Source organism: Pseudoflavonifractor sp. An184, from assembly GCF_002160305.1.
Taxonomy (GTDB): Bacteria; Bacillota; Clostridia; order Oscillospirales; family Oscillospiraceae; genus Lawsonibacter; species Lawsonibacter pullicola.
Window position 1 is genome coordinate 1 of the sequence record NZ_NFKI01000023.1, and the last position, 16,375, is coordinate 16,375.

Annotated in this window: 19 protein-coding genes; 9 read left to right on the plus strand and 10 right to left on the minus strand. The window is 62.1% G+C overall.

Annotated features, from left to right (window positions below):
* Nucleotides 1-306: 306 nt before the first annotated feature.
* Nucleotides 307-1,029: a hypothetical protein gene (locus B5F19_RS09050; RefSeq protein WP_087289782.1), complete on the plus strand. Its 723-nt coding sequence runs from the start codon at nt 307-309 to the stop codon at nt 1,027-1,029.
* A gap of 43 nt (nt 1,030-1,072) precedes the next feature.
* Here the strand turns inward: B5F19_RS09050 and B5F19_RS09055 are convergent, their stop codons facing one another.
* On the minus strand, nt 1,073-1,525 hold the full coding sequence (locus B5F19_RS09055; RefSeq protein WP_162612552.1) for a superoxide dismutase family protein: 453 nt from the start codon (nt 1,523-1,525) through the stop codon (nt 1,073-1,075).
* Between B5F19_RS09055 and B5F19_RS18200 the strand changes: the two genes are divergently transcribed.
* On the plus strand, nt 1,524-1,646 hold the full coding sequence (locus tag B5F19_RS18200; RefSeq protein WP_255378401.1) for a hypothetical protein: 123 nt from the start codon (nt 1,524-1,526) through the stop codon (nt 1,644-1,646). The genes B5F19_RS09055 and B5F19_RS18200 overlap by 2 nt on opposite strands.
* A gap of 287 nt (nt 1,647-1,933) precedes the next feature.
* On the opposite strand, the gene B5F19_RS09060 is transcribed toward B5F19_RS18200, so the two are convergent.
* The 3 genes from B5F19_RS09060 to gltX form a co-directional block, all read right to left on the minus strand.
* Nucleotides 1,934-2,158 (minus strand): hypothetical protein, encoded by a 225-nt coding sequence (locus B5F19_RS09060; RefSeq protein ID WP_087289784.1) that lies wholly within the window; start codon nt 2,156-2,158, stop codon nt 1,934-1,936.
* Between the two features lie 64 nt (nt 2,159-2,222).
* Nucleotides 2,223-2,801: a flavodoxin family protein gene (locus tag B5F19_RS09065; RefSeq protein ID WP_087289785.1), complete on the minus strand. Its 579-nt coding sequence runs from the start codon at nt 2,799-2,801 to the stop codon at nt 2,223-2,225.
* 113 nt (nt 2,802-2,914) lie between these two features.
* A complete protein-coding gene (gene gltX, locus B5F19_RS09070) occupies nt 2,915-4,405 on the minus strand; it encodes a glutamate--tRNA ligase (RefSeq protein WP_087289786.1) in 1,491 nt (496 codons plus the stop codon).
* 207 nt (nt 4,406-4,612) lie between these two features.
* Here gltX and B5F19_RS09075 point away from each other — a divergent pair, with 207 nt between their 5' ends.
* On the plus strand, nt 4,613-5,209 hold the full coding sequence (locus tag B5F19_RS09075; RefSeq protein ID WP_087289787.1) for a hypothetical protein: 597 nt from the start codon (nt 4,613-4,615) through the stop codon (nt 5,207-5,209).
* Between the two features lie 6 nt (nt 5,210-5,215).
* Here the strand turns inward: B5F19_RS09075 and B5F19_RS09080 are convergent, their stop codons facing one another.
* On the minus strand, nt 5,216-6,043 hold the full coding sequence (locus tag B5F19_RS09080; RefSeq protein ID WP_087289788.1) for a carbon-nitrogen hydrolase family protein: 828 nt from the start codon (nt 6,041-6,043) through the stop codon (nt 5,216-5,218).
* 306 nt (nt 6,044-6,349) lie between these two features.
* Here B5F19_RS09080 and trpS point away from each other — a divergent pair, with 306 nt between their 5' ends.
* Genes trpS through B5F19_RS09100 form a run of 4 tightly spaced genes read left to right on the plus strand, consistent with a single transcriptional unit; the run spans nt 6,350 to nt 10,532 of the window.
* Entirely contained in the window at nt 6,350-7,363 is a 1,014-nt protein-coding gene (trpS, locus tag B5F19_RS09085; protein WP_343219425.1) for a tryptophan--tRNA ligase, read from the plus strand.
* 54 nt (nt 7,364-7,417) lie between these two features.
* Entirely contained in the window at nt 7,418-8,590 is a 1,173-nt protein-coding gene (locus B5F19_RS09090; RefSeq protein WP_087289790.1) for an MraY family glycosyltransferase, read from the plus strand.
* The gene (gene wecB, locus B5F19_RS09095; protein ID WP_087289791.1) at nt 8,587-9,735 is read left to right on the plus strand and encodes a UDP-N-acetylglucosamine 2-epimerase (non-hydrolyzing); all 1,149 of its coding nucleotides are present in this window, start codon (nt 8,587-8,589) and stop codon (nt 9,733-9,735) included. Before B5F19_RS09090 ends, wecB begins: the two co-directional genes overlap by 4 nt.
* Before the next feature lie 35 nt (nt 9,736-9,770).
* On the plus strand, nt 9,771-10,532 hold the full coding sequence (locus B5F19_RS09100; RefSeq protein WP_087289792.1) for a hypothetical protein: 762 nt from the start codon (nt 9,771-9,773) through the stop codon (nt 10,530-10,532).
* A 416-nt stretch (nt 10,533-10,948) separates the two neighbouring features.
* Here B5F19_RS09100 and B5F19_RS09105 read toward each other — a convergent pair whose 3' ends face one another.
* Genes B5F19_RS09105 through B5F19_RS09115 form a run of 3 tightly spaced genes read right to left on the minus strand, consistent with a single transcriptional unit; the run spans nt 10,949 to nt 12,061 of the window.
* Complete coding sequence (locus tag B5F19_RS09105; protein WP_087289793.1) at nt 10,949-11,317, minus strand: hypothetical protein; 369 nt, start codon at nt 11,315-11,317, stop codon at nt 10,949-10,951.
* Complete coding sequence (locus B5F19_RS09110) at nt 11,310-11,753, minus strand: hypothetical protein (protein ID WP_087289794.1); 444 nt, start codon at nt 11,751-11,753, stop codon at nt 11,310-11,312. Before B5F19_RS09110 ends, B5F19_RS09105 begins: the two co-directional genes overlap by 8 nt.
* A 29-nt stretch (nt 11,754-11,782) precedes the next feature.
* On the minus strand, nt 11,783-12,061 hold the full coding sequence (locus B5F19_RS09115) for a hypothetical protein (RefSeq protein WP_242972763.1): 279 nt from the start codon (nt 12,059-12,061) through the stop codon (nt 11,783-11,785).
* A gap of 65 nt (nt 12,062-12,126) precedes the next feature.
* Here B5F19_RS09115 and B5F19_RS09120 point away from each other — a divergent pair, with 65 nt between their 5' ends.
* Nucleotides 12,127-12,585, plus strand: a complete 459-nt coding sequence (locus B5F19_RS09120; protein WP_087289795.1) for a YfcE family phosphodiesterase — start codon at nt 12,127-12,129, stop codon at nt 12,583-12,585.
* Nucleotides 12,586-12,627: 42 nt separating this feature from the next.
* Nucleotides 12,628-14,154, plus strand: a complete 1,527-nt coding sequence (cls, locus tag B5F19_RS09125) for a cardiolipin synthase (RefSeq protein WP_087289796.1) — start codon at nt 12,628-12,630, stop codon at nt 14,152-14,154.
* A gap of 39 nt (nt 14,155-14,193) precedes the next feature.
* Here the strand turns inward: cls and B5F19_RS09130 are convergent, their stop codons facing one another.
* Together B5F19_RS09130 and B5F19_RS09135 are read right to left on the minus strand one after the other, a co-directional pair.
* Nucleotides 14,194-14,595, minus strand: coding sequence for a hypothetical protein (locus B5F19_RS09130; protein ID WP_242972764.1), 402 nt, complete (start codon nt 14,593-14,595; stop codon nt 14,194-14,196).
* Nucleotides 14,596-14,607: 12 nt separating this feature from the next.
* Nucleotides 14,608-16,116, minus strand: a complete 1,509-nt coding sequence (locus B5F19_RS09135) for a recombinase family protein (protein ID WP_087289797.1) — start codon at nt 16,114-16,116, stop codon at nt 14,608-14,610.
* Nucleotides 16,117-16,375: the final 259 nt, after the last annotated feature.

Consider the following 16,375-nt stretch of genomic DNA (forward strand, 5'->3'; position numbering starts at 1 on the left):
GACTGGGGGGTGGCCCGGTCCATCGCCCTGGCCTGGCTGTGCACCTTCCCCGGGTGCATGGGGCTGGGCTGGCTGCTGGCGAAGGGGATGCTGGAAATTTGAACAGGGATGCCACAGGGGCATCCCTGTTTTTGAAAGGGCTGGCGGAGGAAACGCCTGAATTTGTGATAATTTTGCAATTCTTTTGTCACAGAAATGAGAAGAACTGGCCGGGACGGACGGTGTAACCTGTGGTTGACGTAATGTGACAGCGCCGGGGCCGCCTATTTGAACAGGCGGCGGGGTGCAGAAGGGAAGCGAACGGATATGAGACAGAAACATTGGGGCCGCCGTCTGGCGGCCGGGCTGCTGCTGGGGGCGGCAGCGTTTGCCCTGGCGGGCTGTGGGCCGTCCGGTGGGGCGGACAGCGGAGCGGAGGACTTGGCCCTGTTTGAGATCCACCCTATGGAGGGCTATGAGCGGGCGGACGGTACTTTTGAAGTTCAAGACGCCTCGGGACAGACCGTGGCCGTGATGGCGGCGGACGACGCCCTGCGGGACTACCCAGCCCGGCCCCCGGAGGGGGAGGACAGCGACACCGGCCTCCCGGTTCTCTGGGGGAAAGCCCCGGATGGGACGCAGTGGACGGTGACCTGGAGCGGGCCCAGCGCGGGGATGAGCCAGTGCCGGGTGCTGCTGTCCGGCGGCGGGGGAGAGAGCTGGACCCTTACCGCCAGCAATCCCAGCCCGGTGTCCGACGTATACGGCGCGGGATTTTTAAACGATCAGGTGGGCTTTGTCTGTTCCCGGCACTTTCTGACCACCGGCCCGGAGATTTTCTGGACCCGGGACGGCGGGGAGAGCTGGAGCCCGCTGGAGCTCCCCGTTCCGGAGGAGTACCAGGGGAGCGTGATGGACGCGTACAGCCCCCGGTTCCAGGACGGGGAGGTCCGCTTCCCGGTGCTGATCCGGGGAGAGACTTCCGAGGAAAACCGGTATGTATTCTGTACCAGCACAGACCTGGAGCACTGGACCTGGAGCGAGAGCTGACCAAAAGACAGGAGGAGCCGTCTGCGGCGGCTCCTCCTATGTGTTAAAAGGCCCGGATGACGCCGCAGCCGATGCGGGCCCCCGCGTGGCCGGAGGGCTGGGTGGCGAAGTCGTCCGGGTCCTGGTGGATGACCACGGAGCGGCCCAGGATGTCCGGGACGGCAAAGCGGTCGGTGAGGACGCTGAGATAGGCGTCCCCGCCGCAGCCGAACAGGGGCGGCAGGTCCCCGGCGTGGCGGGGGTGCTCGCACCCCTCCAGGTCCAAGTGGCCGCCGGCGCTCTCGAAGTCCGGGGGAGTGCAGGCGTCCCCCTCGTGGATGTGGAAGCCGAAGACCCGGGAGGCGCAGGGACCGTCCCCGTGGGGGAGGCCGTGGATCTGGGCGGTGACCAGGACGCCCCGCTCCTGGGGAAAGAAGGAGACCAGCCCGGAGAGGGGGGAGCCCGGCGCTCCGGCGATGTGGGCGATGGCGGCGGGGGCTTGGGAGTTGTTCTGCATGGCAATCACCTCATTGAAAAATCCATTGGGAGGGAAGAAAAAAGCCCTCCTGCAAGGAGTTCCGCCGTCCGCAGACGGCGGAATAAAATTCAATCTCGTCATTTCCGAGGACACAAGGTGAATTGCCCCGAAGGGGCAAGAGAAGGTCCCCTGGGGGATGCGCCTCGGAAATAACACCCCTCACGAAATTTTGGCCGACAATTTCCGGGTTCCCAGAAAATCATTTATGGTTTTCTGGGAGAGGAGGCGCAGCGGAGGGAACGAGCATTCGGGTTTACCCGGATGCGAGCGATCCGTAGCTTGCGACGACGACATCGAGGACAAAATTTCGTGCAGCCCTGCTCGAAAAAGTGGCAAAGCCACTTTTTCGACAGTCTAAAAAAGCCCTCCTGGCGGAGGGCTTTTTGGTCAGCGGCAGACCCGGGAGATACGCAGGGCGCTGACCTGGGGCGGGAGGCTCATGGTCATGGCCCCGCTGTATTCGATCTCCACACAGTCGCCCCGGGAGAAGCAGCAGGCCCGCTGGGTGTGGACCAGAACGGTCTGCCGGGTGCGGCAGTCGCAGACCAGAAGCTGACAGTTCCGGACCTCCAGAACCTCAGCCTGAAAGACAGTTGTCTCCATGGATTCCAAATTTAATCCCTCCGATCAATCCATGCTATGCGGCACGGCGGCCGGAGGTGCCCGGGCGCTTCCCTCAGAGTCCGGCACTCAATGTCCGGGCAAAGGCACGGGCGCGCTGTTCCTTCTCCCCGTCCATGAACGGGACGTCATAGCCCAGGTGCCGCTCGGCCAGCATGCCGGCGTAGGTCATGCCGGTGTGCTTGCAGTACCGGCGGACCCCCTCCTCAAACAGGTCGGCCCCCTTTTCGGGGCGGTAGCCGCAGGTGGTGAGGATGGCCGCCCGCCTGCCCCGGAGCAGGGAGGGGCCCTTCTCCTCCCCGTAGTACTTGCACAGGCCGTACACCAGCCGGTCCAGCAGGGCCTTCATGGGGGGCGTACAGTACCAGGAGTAGATGGGGGTGGCCAGCACCAGGAGATCGCTGTGTAAAATCTCCTCCGCCAGGGCGGGCACGTCGTCCCGGATGGCGCAGCTCATCCCGCTCCAGTCCCGCTGGCAGGTGCGGCAGGCGGTGCAGGGGCGGATATCCAGGCCGTACAGCCAGTGGGCGGTCACCGTGTGGCCCAGCTGTTCCAGCTCGTCCTGGAAGGGGAGGCGCAGGGCGTTGGTGTTTCCGTTTTTTCGGGGGCTGCCCATGAGAATGCACACCCGCATAAAGATCGCTCCTTTTCTGTGGATTGGGCATTGTACCGCCCAAGCGGCGGGATCTGCCTGTAAAAAACGGGCGGGGGCTGACCCCCGCCCGCAGGCTTTTGGTATCAACTGGATTACTGGGAGAGCTTCTCCAGTCCGATCTTCAGCCGCCGGACGGTCTCGTCCCGGCCCAGGATGTGGCAGATCTCCACCGCTCCGCCGGGGGTGACCGCCTTGCCGGCGGCGGCGATGCGCACCGGCCACATGAGCAGGGCGTTCTTCACGCCCAGGCCCTCGGCCAGCCCCACCAGGCTGTCGTGGATCATGGCCTCGCTCCAGGAGGGCAGGTTGGCCAGCATGCCGATGGCGGCGGAGAGCATCTCCTTGGAGGAGTCCAGGGTGGACTTGGACTTCTTGTTGGCGAACAGGTTCACGTCGTAGTCGGGCAGCGCGTCGAAGAAGTCCACCTTTTCCGGGATGTCGGTGAGCTTCTCGCACCGGGCCTGGAGCAGGCCGGCGATCTCCGCCGCGTTCAGGTCGGGGTTTTTGACGCTCTGGCGGATATAGGGCTCGGCCACCTTGGCGAACTCCTCCGGGGCCATGGAGCGCAGATAGAGGGCGTTGAAGTGGGTGAGCTTGTCGATGTCGAAGATGGCGGGGGACTTGGACACGCCGGAGAGCTCGAAGGCGTCCACCAGCTCGGGCAGGGAGAAGATCTCCTGCTCCGCCAGCTCCCCCTTGGGGGACCAGCCCAGCAGGGCCACATAGTTCAAGATGGCCTGGGTGAGGTAGCCCTGGGCCTTCAGATCCTCATAGGAGGGGTCCCCGTGGCGCTTGGACATCTTGTTGTGGGCGTCCCGCATGACGGGGGAGCAGTGGACGTAGGTGGGCACCTCCCAGCCGAAGGCCTGGTACAGCAGGTCGTACTTGGGGGCGGAGGACAGGTACTCGCTGCCCCGGACCACGTGGGTAATGCCCATCAGGTGGTCGTCCACCACGTTGGCGAAGTTGTAGGTGGGCAGGCCGTCCCGCTTGATGAGCACCTGGTCGTCCAGGGTCTTGTTCTCCACGGTGATGTCCCCGAAGATGGCGTCGTGGAAGGTGGTGGTCCCCTCGTGGGGAATTTTTTGGCGGATCACGTAGGGCTCGCCGGCGTCCACCCGGGCCTGGGCCTCCTGGGGGTCCAGGGTGCGGCAGGGGTCGTCGGGGCGGTCAAACTCGCCGGCGTCCTCCTCCGACTCGGTTTTTTCGCAGAAGCAGTAGTAGGCGTGGCCCTTCTCCACCAGCAGGCGGGCATACTTTCCATAGGTGTCCCGCCGCTCGGTCTGGATATAGGGGGCCACGGGGCCGCCCACGTCGGGACCCTCGTCGTGGTCCAGGCCGCACTCAGCCAGGGTGCGGTAGATCACCTCGGTGGCGCCCTCCACCTGACGGGTCTGGTCGGTGTCCTCAATGCGCAGGATGAAGGTGCCCTGGTTGTGCCGGGCGATGAGCCAGGTGTACAGGGCGGTGCGCAGGTTGCCCACGTGCATATAGCCGGTGGGAGAGGGGGCGAACCGGGTGCGGACCTTCCCCTTGGGGATCTTGGCCTCCATCTCCTCGAAATACTTCATGTCCAATGCCATGTCTTTTCCCTCCACGTCTATGGTTTGAGCGCCGGAATCAGGAGATTCCCAATTTCCAATTTCACTCAGATTCAGGTATACTGATTATAGGGGATTTTCCCCTGTTTTGCAAGAGAAACCCCAAGCGCGCCCCTGTGGGGAACCTTTCCCAGCTCTGTACGTCTACACCGGCAGAGGGACCGCGCCGTTTGAAAGGAGTTTTTGATGATGAAACGCATGGTTTTTCTGCTGGCAGTTCTGGGGACCCTGCTGTCCGGCTGCGGGGCTCCGGCCCCGGGAGGGAGCGCATCTTCCACGCCCCAGGAGGGCTCGTCCGCCCAGGAGGAGCTGCCGAACACGGAGGGGGAGAACTCTGTCCCCCTGGAGGAGGACCCCGAACCTGAGCTTTCCAGCGGGCGGGACTCCATCCCCTTCACCGGGGACCAGCTCTACGCCGCGGCCTATCTGGGCTTTGAGGAGATGGAGGACCTGTCCTACTACACCCAGCGCTATCTGGACAGCGGGGACCTGCCCATCCACTACTTTTCCCCCGGGGAATACTATCTCATCATCCCCCGGTACCCGGACATGTCCCTGGCCCTGTACAAAAACGACATCCAGACCGGCCAGCCCGCCCTGGTCTATGAGGACCCAGCCTGTGAGCCCTTCCTGATCCAGTGCAACATCAGCGATATCTTTTCGGACGTGACGGTGGAGCTGGCTTATCAGGGGGAGACGGTCTCCTTCTCCCCCTACATCTCCCTGAAGGACGGGAGCGTCCAGGTGGGGGAGCGGGGACTGGATCTGTCCCGGAGCGGCGGGTGAGTTCCCTCACACCCGCTCCAGGCGGTACCGGTCGGCGCGGCGGTTGGACAGGGTCCCCACCTTCCGGCGGATCTCCTCCACATAGTCCAGGTCGATGTCCGCCAGGATGACGCCGGGGCGGTCGGGGGCCTGGGCCACCACGTTGCCCCAGGGGTCCACCACCATGGAGCGGCCGTAGGCGGGGAACTCCGGCCCGGGGCCGAACTGCTCCGGGGCCACCACATAGCAGCCGTTTTCGATGGCCCGGGCCCGGAGGAGGACCTCCCAGTGGTCCTTACCCGTGTTCAGGGTGAAGTTGGCGGGGACGAACAGCACCTGGGCCCCCTCCAGGGCCATGATGCGGTAGAGCTCCCCGAAGCGCAGGTCATAGCACACGGACAGCCCCCAGGTGCCCAGCTCCCCCGCGTCCACAGTGACGATGGCGTCCCCAGGGCAGATCTGGCTGGACTCCCGCATTTGGCCGCCCCCGGGGACGGTCACATCAAAGGGGTGGAGCTTGCGGTATTTGGCCGCCAGGGTCCCGTCGGGCCGGATCACCATGGTGCAGTTATAGGGCCGGTCGCCCTGGGGATTTTTTTCGTAGATGCTGCCCCCGTGGAGCCACATCCCGGTCTCCCGGGCCAGGGCGGACAGACGCTGGAAGGTGGGGCCGCCGGGCACCTCCTCGGCGTACCGCTCCATCTCCACCCCCCGGTAGGAGACGCTCTCGGGCAGGGCGGCCGCGCTTGCCCCCCGCCGGGCCGCCTCCCGGACGAAGGCGGACAGGGCCTGAAGATTCTCCTCCGGGTCCTGTCCGGAGGCCATCTGAATGACCGCGATGGAAAACCGTCTCATAGGATCTCCTCCTTGTCAAATGAAATCGGATGGTTCCCCTCCATCATAGCGCAGCGGCGGGGAATGTCAAGAGACGCCAATGAAAGAGAAAAAACCGGGCGGAAAATGTAACGAAACCATGAAATTCCCGGCGCGCACATTGCCTTCGGAGAAGTTTTGTGCTATGCTGTATCAGTATGAGTGCCGGCAGATTTTCCGCCGGCTCCGGCGCTTCGGCCCTGCCGGCTCCCGGCTGTCCCGGGAGAGCCGGGAGGCCGCGGAGCGGCCCGTACGTCCATTTGGAAATTTCCTGAAAAGGTTGTGTGGATTGTGGAAACAGAGAAGAAAAAAGTCATGCTCTCCGGCATCCAGCCCAGCGGGGACCTGACCCTGGGCTCCTATCTGGGGGCCATCAAGAACTGGGTGGAGCGCACGGACGAGTTTGACAACTACTATTTTATGGCGGACATGCACTCCATCACCGTGCGGCAGGACCCCGCCGCCCTGCGCCGCCGCACCCTGGAGCAGCTGGCCCAGTATATCGCCTGCGGCCTGGACCCGGAGAAGAACACCCTGTTCATCCAGTCCCATGTCCCCGCCCACGCGGAGCTGGGCTGGGTGCTCAACTGCTACACCATGTTCGGCGAGCTCAGCCGCATGACCCAGTTCAAGGACAAGTCGGCGAAAAATGCCGACAACATCAACGGCGGCCTGTTCACCTACCCCGCCCTCATGGCGGCGGACATCCTGCTCTATCAGCCGGACTATGTCCCTGTGGGCAACGACCAGAAGCAGCACGTGGAGCTCACCCGGAACGTGGCCGAGCGGTTCAACCACATCTACGGCGATGTGTTCAAGGTGCCCGAGCCCTACATCCCCAAGGTGGGGGCCCGGGTCATGTCCCTGAGCGACCCCGCCAGCAAGATGTCCAAGTCGGACAAGGACCCCAACGGCTCCATCTATCTGATGGAGAAGCCGGAGGACATCCTGCGCAAGTTCAAGCGGGCGGTCACCGACAGCGACACGGAGAAGTGCGTCCGCTATGCCCCGGAGGAGAAGCCCGGCGTGTCCAACCTCATGGCCATCTACTCCGCCGTCACCGGCAAGACCTTTGCGGAGATCGAGGCCGAGTTCGACGGCCAGGGCTACGGCGCCTTCAAGCCCGCTGTGGGCGAGGCCGTGGTGGAGACCCTGCGCCCCATCCGGGAGGAGGCCGGCCGCATCCTGAAGGACAAGGCCTATCTGGAGAGCGTCTACAAGGCCGGGGCGGAGAAGGCCTCCTATGTGGCCAACAAGACCCTGCGGAAGGTCTATAAAAAGGTGGGCTTCGTGGCCCGGTAAGATTTTATTTTCCACCTTCGGGGGAAAATAAAGAAAATACAAAGAGGAACTTCTATGCCTGTACAGATCTCTGTCATCGGCGCGGTGGCGGCCGCCCTGCTCACCGCCGCCATCGTGGCCTTTATCACCACCCCGGTGGTGCGCACCCTGGCCTTCCGGGTAGGGGCGGTGGATATCCCCCGGGACAGCCGCCGGATGCACAACCACCCCATCCCCCGGATGGGGGGACTGGCCATCTTTTTCGGCTTTATCCTCAGCGCCCTGATCTTTGTCCCTCTGGACGCCCCCCTGCGGGGGATGCTGCTGGGGGCGGTGGTCATCGTCATTTTGGGCATCTTCGACGACATCTATGCCCTGCCCGCCCTGCCCAAGCTGCTGGTGCAGATCGCCGCGGCCGCGGTGGCCGTGCTCATGGGCAATCAGATCGAGGTGCTGTCCAACCCCAATATCTTCAGCAGCAACCCCTACTGGGATCTGGGCTTCCTGTCCATCCCCATCTCGGTGTTCTGGATCGTGGGCATCACCAACGCGGTCAACCTGATCGACGGCCTGGACGGTCTGGCCTGCGGGGTGTCCACCATCAGCTCCATGACCATGCTGGTCATCGCCCTGACGGTGGCCGAGCCTGACGTGGCTCTGCTCATGGCCGCCCTGGCCGGCGGGTGCATCGGCTTTCTGCCCTATAACCTGAATCCGGCCAAGATCTTCATGGGGGACACGGGCTCCACCTTTTTGGGGTTTATCCTGGCCACCGTGTCCATTGAGGGGCTGTTCAAGTCCTACGCCATTATCTCCTTCGCGGTGCCCTTCCTGATGCTGGGCCTGCCCATCTTTGACACCTGCTTTGCCATTCTGCGCCGGGTATCCCACGGCCAGAGCCCCATGTCCCCCGACCGGGGCCACATCCACCACCGGCTTATCGACATGGGCTTCAACCAGAAGCAGGCGGTGGCGGTGCTCTACGTCATCAGCGCCATCCTGGGCCTGTCCGCCGTGGTGCTCACCACCACCAACGTGGTCCGGGCCATGGTGGTGCTGCTGGCCCTGTGCGTGGCCGGCGGGATGGCCGCCAAGCTGTACCTGGACCGGATGAACCACAGGGACCAGGACGGCGCCCGGCCGCCCCAGGGGCGCGGGGGGGCCAAGCCCCGGAAGCTGCACAATCCGCCCTCTGATGTGGCGGGAAGCGACTATTTCTTCGGAGAAGAGGAGCGATCCGACAAATGAAGCCTGTTACGGTTATGACCATCTTCGGCACCCGGCCGGAGGCCATCAAAATGGCCCCCCTGGCCCTGGAGCTCTCCCGGCGGGAGAACATCCGGGCCCTGTGCTGCGTCACCGCCCAGCACCGGGAGATGCTGGACTCGGTGCTGGAGATTTTCCATCTCAAGCCCGACTACGACCTGAACATTATGGAGCCGAGGCAGACCCTGTCCACCATCACCTCCAAGTGCCTGCTGGGCATGGACGGCGTGCTGGACGAGGCCAGGCCCGACCTGGTGCTGGTCCACGGGGACACCTCCACCACCTTTGCCGGAGCCCTGTCCGCCTTCTACCACCAGATCCCGGTGGGCCATGTGGAGGCCGGCCTGCGCACCTATGACAAGTGGTCCCCCTTCCCCGAGGAGATGAACCGGAAGATGGTGGGGGCCATCGCCGACCTGCACTTCTGCCCCACCGTCACCAACCGGGACAACCTGGCCCGGGAGAACATCACCAAGGGGGTGTTCCTCACCGGGAACACGGTGATCGACGCCCTGCAAACCACGGTGAAGCGTGACTACACCTTCCAGGAGGAGGTCCTGAACCGCCTGGACTACCAGAACCGCCGGGTGATCCTGGTCACCTGCCACCGCCGGGAAAACTACGGTCAGCCCATGACCAACATCATGACCGCCCTGCGCCGCATCGCCGACGCCTTCCCCGACACGGAGCTGGTCTACCCCGTCCACCTGTCCCCGGTGGTCCAGGAGGCCGCCCACAAGTATCTGGACGGCCACCCCCGCATCCACCTCATCGCCCCGCTGGCGGTGGACGAGATGCACAACCTGATGGCCCGCTGCCACCTGGTGATGACCGACTCCGGCGGACTTCAGGAGGAGGCCCCCGCTTTGGGCAAGCCGGTGCTGGTCCTGCGTCGGGAGACCGAGCGGCCCGAGGCCGTCCAGGCGGGTACCGTCAAGCTGGCCGGCGTGGAGGAGGAGACCATCTTCTCCCTGGCCAGCGAGCTGCTCACCAGCGAGAGCGCCTACGCCGCCATGGCCCACGCGGTCAACCCCTACGGGGACGGCCGGGCCTGCCGCCGCATCGCCGACGCCATCGAGTGGCGCTTCGGACTGCGCCAGACACCCCCGGAGGAATTTCAGGGGTGATCGTCCGGGCAAGTCCCACATAAGGAGGTGAGAATTTGGACTCAAGAAAGCGTCTGGCCATCGCCCTGGCCATCACCTGTCTGATCGTGGTGGCCATCTTCGCCAGCTTTGGCCGCAGTTTGTTCTTTGTCCAGATTCCCTCCATCACCCTGGCAGACGTGGACGGGGCGGGGAGTTCCTCTTCCGGCGGCTCCGGCGGTCAGGAGGGGGACCAGTACTGGCAGGTGGCCGTCACTCCGGAGACGGTGCAGAGCGTGGTGGCCACCCTCTCCCGTCCAGACAGCTACTACCGGGAACTGACGGTGGAGACCCTGTGGTCGGGGGGCTCCTACTCCTCCACGGTCCAGTACTGGGAGGACGCCGGCTGGTCTCACATCCGTCAGACCCTGGCCTCGGGGGCGGTGCGCCACGACCTAGTGGGGACGGAGACCGCCTACTACTGGTACGAGGGGTCGTCCTCCTGGAACTCTTTCCCCGCGGATGAGCGCTCCGCCGATCTCAGTCAGCACATCCCCACCTATGAGACGGTGCTGGAGCTGGACGCGGCGTCCATTACCGGAACCGGCTATGAGCTCAAGGGGACCTTCCCCAGCGTCTTTGTAGAGGTGCAGGGGGAGGACGGCGCCCTGGAGCGCTACTGGATCAGCGCGGACAACGGCCTGCTCGTCGCCGCCGAGCGGGAGGTGGACGGCACACTGGTCTACCGCATGACCGCCTACGGCCAGGTTCAGACCCCCTGCCCGGCCACCGCCTCCTTCGCCCTGCCCGACGGACAGGTGCTCCACACCCTCTCCTGATGCGAGGTATGAATCCGGCGGGGGCAAGCCCCCGCCCTACCAGGTTGGCAGAATACCGTAGGGCGGGGGCTTGCCCCCGCCGCAGTTTGCCGAAAACCTCTGTTAAGACGAATCAGCCCGAGTTTTAGCGGGGGAGCTCGAGGGGGCGGCAGCCCGCCTCGAGTGGGATCAAATGCCCTGAATGCCTTGTACGACAAGGCGTTCAGCGAGCGCAGCGAGGACTTTTCCGCCGCTGCGCGGCGGGAAAGTAACGGCATTTTTGCCGGCTGTCGGGAAAGTCCTTGGACTTTTTCGACAGCCTGGGGCGGGGGCTTGCCCCCGCCGTCCCATAATCCAGTTCCGCCGTTTTTTGCAGGGCGCGACGACCCGGCGCGCCGTTCCGGTTTTTGTACGGCGGCGTGCCCAGTGGTCACGCCCTACGGCTCCATTTCCTTGTCCCCCAGGCCCAGGATGAGCACCAGCCCAAGGGCAATGACCAGCTCCAGGTCGTCTCCCTCCCACAGCAGGAGCAGGACGATGAGCAGGAGCAGTAGGTCCCCGCTGTCCAGGTCCTCCAGCTTCAGGGCCTTCAGCAGGCCGCCCAGCCCCCCGGAACCCCCTTCTCCCGTGAGGAAGGAGGGGAGGGAGAAACCTGCGGGCCCGCCCGGCTCGGGACGGCGGCCGGCGTGCTGGGGACCCTCCTGACGAGGGCTCTTTGACTGGGATGGGCCGCCTGGAGCTTCCCTGGCTTCTTCCACCGGAATGCGGGTATAGGACGCGCCGTTGGGGATATAACGATTATACATGGCGGTCCTCTCCCTTCTCACCCAGGACCTGGAGGGCCACCCGGATCACATGGGACAGTTTGGCCAGCTGTACCGCCCGGTCCAGCCTGGCCTGCCGCTCCTTCCGCAGAAAGGGGCGCAGGGCCTGGAGCAGATCGGTGGTGCGCTCGTCGCCCCCCTGGTACTCCTGCCACAGCCGCATCCCCATCTGGAGCAGCCTGGGGTCCAGGGAGGAGAGGGCGGCCAGAGGATTTTCGCCCCCGGCCTCCGATGGGGCGGGGGAGTCGGGAGCCGTCCCGGCCCGCTCCCAGCCGGGCTCCTCTTCGGACGGCTCTTCTTGAATTTCCTGAGAGGGGGGCGGATCGGACTTGCCCAGGGACTGGGCCAGGGCCATGATCTGGCCCATGGCCGCCGGGTCCCCCAGGATGGTATTCAGTTTTTCCTCCAGCTCGCCCATATCCGATCCCCCTCTCCGGCGCTCTTCCATCAGGACAGCCCGGACTCCTCCGCCTGCCGGCGCAGGCGCTCCACCAGCGCCGCCCCCTCCTTGGTGCTCATCAGCTGATTCATCATGCCCATCAGCTGGGAGGCGTCCCCCTGTGCGGCGGCCTGAGCCGCCTGCTGGACCCCGCCGGTCTGCTTCAGCATGGAGACCAGCTTCTGAGCGTCCCCGGACTGGGCCAGGTGGGCAATGGCCTGTCGGTGCCTGCCCAGGGCCTCCCCCATTTGGGAGGCGGCGGGCTGTTTGGAATGTTGACCCTGCATATCCCATTCACTCCTATTCTAATGTTCCGTTTCAGTATATGCGGCGGGACAGGTAAGGTGACAATATGAAGATCCTTGTTTTTTCCGACTCCCACCGCTTCCTCTCCGGCATGGTCCAGGCCATCGAGGAGGAGAAGCCCGACCAGGTCATCCATCTGGGCGACCTGATGGGCGACGCGGAGGAGCTGTCCTGGCGCTTCCAGACGCTCCCCATCTGCATGGTCCCCGGCAACTGCGACGGCTGGACCACCGCCCCCGCCATCAAGCGGATCACCCTCCAGGGGAAGAACATCCTGCTGTCCCACGGCCACCTGTGGAGGGTGAAGGGGGGCTATGACCTGGCCATTGCGGAGGCCCGGAAGTCCGGCGTGGACATTCTCCTCTTCGGCCACACCCACAGGGCCTACTGCCAGCAGCTGGAGGACGGCCTGTGGGTGATGAACCCCGGGGCCAGCCGCACCAGCTATGGGACCATCCTCCTGGAGGGGGACAGTATTTTCTGTGCCCTGACCAAGCTGATCTGATCCCGAAACCCCGGCGCAGCGTGGAAAGAAGGTGAGTGGGCAGTGAAGAAACTGCTGTATATCCTGTTTCATCGTTCGGTATTTGTGGGCCTGTCCCTGATCGCGCAGGTGGTGGCGCTGATGCTGATGGTGGGCTTCTTTTCGGAGCACACCACCGGCCTGTACTGGTTTTTTATCTTTCTGAGCGTGGCGGCCGCCCTGCTGATCGTGGGGAGCCGCATGGAGCCCGCCTATAAGATCGCCTGGCTGCTGCTGGTGCTCCCCTTCCCCGTGTTCGGAGGCATCTTCTATCTGCTGGTGGGCGGCGGACAGATCCCTCAGCGCACCAGCCGCCGGATGAAGCGCATTGCCGAGCAGTCGGAGGAGAACCTGCGGGAGGACTTCAAGGCGGACGACCTGCTCACCCTGGGGGAGGACGCCGCCGGCCAGGCCCGGTACCTGGAGGACTTCGCCCACTGCCCCGCATACACCAACACGGAGACCGAGTATTTTCCAGTGGGAGATCTGGTCTTTCCCCGGATGCTGGAGGAGCTGCGGAAGGCGGAGCGGTATATCTTCCTGGAGTATTTCATCATCCAGCCCGGCGTCTTCTGGGACAGCGTGCTGGAGATCCTGGAGGAGAAGGCCGCCCAGGGGGTGGAGGTGCGCCTCATCTACGACGACATGGGCTGCATGTTCACCCTCCCCCGGGACTATAACGAGCAGATGGCCGCCCGGGGCATCCAGTGCCGGGTGTTCAACCGCTTTGTGCCGGTGATGTCCCTGCGCTTCAACAACCGGGACCACCGGAAATTCCTGATCATCGACGGAAAGGTGGGCTTCACCGGAGGCATCAACCTGGCTGACGAGTATATCAACCGGCGGGAGCGCTTCGGCCACTGGAAGGACAGCGCCATCCTGCTGGAGGGGGACGCGGTTTGGTCCATGGCGGTGATGTTCCTCACCATGTGGGACCACTGCTGCGGCTGGGAGGAGGAGTTCCACCACTTCCGCCCGGAGCCCGCCCCCGCCCGCCCCTGGACCGGCTATGTCCAGCCCTACACCGACACCCCCCTGGACCGGGAGGCGGTGGGCCAGGCGGTCTATCTGAACATGATCGGCAAAGCCCGGAAGTATATCTATATCACCACCCCCTATCTGGTCATCGACGTGGCCACCAACACCGCCCTGTGCAACGCGGCCAAGTCCGGGGTGGATGTGCGGATCATCACCCCCCACATCCCGGACAAGCGGTATGTGTTCGAGGTCACCCGGGCCCACTACCCGCCCCTGCTGGAGGCGGGGGTGCGCATCTACGAGTACACCCCCGGCTTCATTCACGCCAAGAACTTCGTGGTGGACGACCGCTTCGCCACGGTGGGGACGGTGAATCTGGACTACCGCAGCCTGTTCCTCCACTTTGAGGACGGCGTGTGGCTGTGCGAGGCACCCTGCATCCAGGACATCCGCCGGGACTTCGAGGAGACCCTGCGGGTGTGCCAGCGCATCTCCCTGCGCCAGCGGAAGTACTTTAATCCTATCATTCAGCTCTACCGGAACATTTTACGCATTTTCGCGCCCCTCATGTAAACAGAGATGGGAGACGGCCTGAGCCGTCTCCCAATTTATTTACGAGCAGCAGCAGCCGCGGGCCTCCTGATAGCTGGTGGCCCCCTTGGGGCTTACACTGTTTGGGGGGAAGAACTCGCTGACCGGGAACTGCACCTTGCGGAATATCTCGCAGGGGTCCTCGCCGCACTCGGCGCCCTGGCAGGCGCACTCCTTCTCCGGCAGGCAGTAGTCGTAGGCGGGGATGAGCAGCTGGGTGTCCCGCTCCATGCGGATGATGGAGAACTGACCCAGAGTGACGTACAAGCGGTGTACGTCGCCCCCCATCACCAGTTCCTCCGGGAAACAGGCGCAGATGGAGGGGGGGATCTCGCAGCAGCAGTCGCAGGGGCGGCACTCGCACACATCCACCAGCTTCATGCTGAGGATGATGGGGTCCACCGACTCTTCCACCTGCACCAAGTAGGTAAATGCCTAAAATGTGTCCATATTTTCGAGTTTTTTGAGGATTATGCGCACATTTCCGTCCTTGTTGACGCTGATGTGGTCAATGATTTTGCGCAAATCCATATTGGTCATAGTTTCCAGATGCAAAAAGCGCTCGATCTCCTGAACATATTGCTTCAAAAAACTGTCTGCATGCTTCCTGGCCTCCAAAGACCGCGCCCACCGCTCTAATTCACAGTTTAGGGATTGAAGCTCCTCTGTGATCTTTGTGATCTGAGTCTTTAGTTCTTCCATTGATATAATGTCGTTGGCATACATTTCCTGATAACGGTTCTTTTTGAGCAACAATTCCTTCTGCCTCTGCTCAATTCTATGTGTTTCATCCGGAATTTGCTGAGTGGGCAGCTGCTTCTCCATCGTGGCGAGAATCTCAGCCATAAATTTTTCCTTGTCTTGAATGAGAGAAGCAAAGTACATCCGGAGCTCAGACAGCAGATCAGCCTCCTCCAGCTTTACTGTGTTATCGCATCGTTCGGCGGTATACTGGTCATTTGTGGTGCATTTCCAATACACACGGGTATTCACATATGTATAATGCTTCCGGCAGAATGACCGCCCACAATGCTCACATTTGATTAGCGTGCTGAAGAGATGTTTTGAGCTATACCTGGCACCCTTAAATGGTTCCCCACTGTCATACTGTGTTCTGCGCTGGTTCATCTGTGATTGTGCCTGTGCAAAAACTTCCGGAGAAACAATGGCCCATTCTGGCCTTTCATGGTGGAAGTATTCTTCGGGTGATATGCGTACTTGTTTTCCGGTTAAATAGTCTGCGATCTCATATTTATGATTGACGTAGTGACCACAATAAATGGAGTTAGTCAGAACACGCCGTACCGCCCGTGGGTTCCATTCACAGTCATATTTGGTTTTTCGCTGCTCACGATTCAACTGTAAACTGATTGTGCGGCAGCCAAGTCCTTCTTCCAGATACAATCTATAGATTTCCCGCACAACCTGAGCCTCATGGTAGTTGATTTTCAGTGTAAAATTATCAATGCGGTCATATCCAAAGATTCGCTGGGGGACCCGTCCTTTTTGTGCATTGATTTTCTTTCCGAATTTTACACGTTTAGAAAGATTTGCACTTTCCTCCTGAGCCATAGCTCCGAAAATAGTTAGTACAAATTCTGATTCCCCGAGGCTCTGCATATTGGCCGTAATAAATATGATATTGACTCCCAGCACTTTCAGCTCTCGAATGCTCTGTAAAAAATCTACTGTGTTTCGGGCAAAACGCGAAATATCCTTTACTACCACGGACTCAAAAAGCCCAAGCCTTGCGTCTTTAATCAGCCGGAGAAACTCGTTGCGTTTTTTTAAGCTCGTCCCGCTGATTCCCTCATCCGCATATAGCCGAATCAGCGTATGTCCATGTTTCTCTGCATATTCAGAAAAAAATTCCTTCTGATTCTCCAAGCTGTCAAGCTGCTCTTCCTTGTCGGTTGATACCCGGCAATAAGCCGCAATTCTCATTGTTGGCTGCTCCTTTCACCAACCAACCTATATCACTTATATTATAACATAAAAAGAACAGCAAAGGAAATTTTCTGCTTTCCTTTGCTTATAGGTTGGGTTTGGTCTGCATTCTGTCCGTTATGCTCCATCTATTTGTAAAAGAAGTTTTGCAACAATGATTTTTTGAATCGCGCATTCAACCTCTTTTGCGCGATTCGGATTTATGAAGGAATATGTAATGGGCTGCTTGTTTTTTTGCATCGAATGCCTCCCTTCA

Bases quoted from the DNA above. Each gene is read 5' to 3' on its own strand.
- B5F19_RS09115 (WP_242972763.1), bottom strand. From the start codon at position 12,061: ATGCAGGGTCAACATTCCAAACAGCCCGCCGCCTCCCAAATGGGGGAG.
- B5F19_RS09050 (WP_087289782.1), top strand. From the start codon at position 307: ATGAGACAGAAACATTGGGGCCGCCGTCTGGCGGCCGGGCTGCTGCTG.
- B5F19_RS18200 (WP_255378401.1), top strand. From the start codon at position 1,524: ATGGCAATCACCTCATTGAAAAATCCATTGGGAGGGAAGAAAAAAGCC.
- B5F19_RS09120 (WP_087289795.1), top strand. From the start codon at position 12,127: ATGAAGATCCTTGTTTTTTCCGACTCCCACCGCTTCCTCTCCGGCATG.
- B5F19_RS09055 (WP_162612552.1), bottom strand. From the start codon at position 1,525: ATGCAGAACAACTCCCAAGCCCCCGCCGCCATCGCCCACATCGCCGGA.
- wecB (WP_087289791.1), top strand. From the start codon at position 8,587: ATGAAGCCTGTTACGGTTATGACCATCTTCGGCACCCGGCCGGAGGCC.
- B5F19_RS09105 (WP_087289793.1), bottom strand. From the start codon at position 11,317: ATGTATAATCGTTATATCCCCAACGGCGCGTCCTATACCCGCATTCCG.
- B5F19_RS09110 (WP_087289794.1), bottom strand. From the start codon at position 11,753: ATGGGCGAGCTGGAGGAAAAACTGAATACCATCCTGGGGGACCCGGCG.
- B5F19_RS09065 (WP_087289785.1), bottom strand. From the start codon at position 2,801: ATGCGGGTGTGCATTCTCATGGGCAGCCCCCGAAAAAACGGAAACACC.
- B5F19_RS09090 (WP_087289790.1), top strand. From the start codon at position 7,418: ATGCCTGTACAGATCTCTGTCATCGGCGCGGTGGCGGCCGCCCTGCTC.
- gltX (WP_087289786.1), bottom strand. From the start codon at position 4,405: ATGGCATTGGACATGAAGTATTTCGAGGAGATGGAGGCCAAGATCCCC.
- B5F19_RS09080 (WP_087289788.1), bottom strand. From the start codon at position 6,043: ATGAGACGGTTTTCCATCGCGGTCATTCAGATGGCCTCCGGACAGGAC.
- B5F19_RS09075 (WP_087289787.1), top strand. From the start codon at position 4,613: ATGAAACGCATGGTTTTTCTGCTGGCAGTTCTGGGGACCCTGCTGTCC.
- B5F19_RS09135 (WP_087289797.1), bottom strand. From the start codon at position 16,116: ATGAGAATTGCGGCTTATTGCCGGGTATCAACCGACAAGGAAGAGCAG.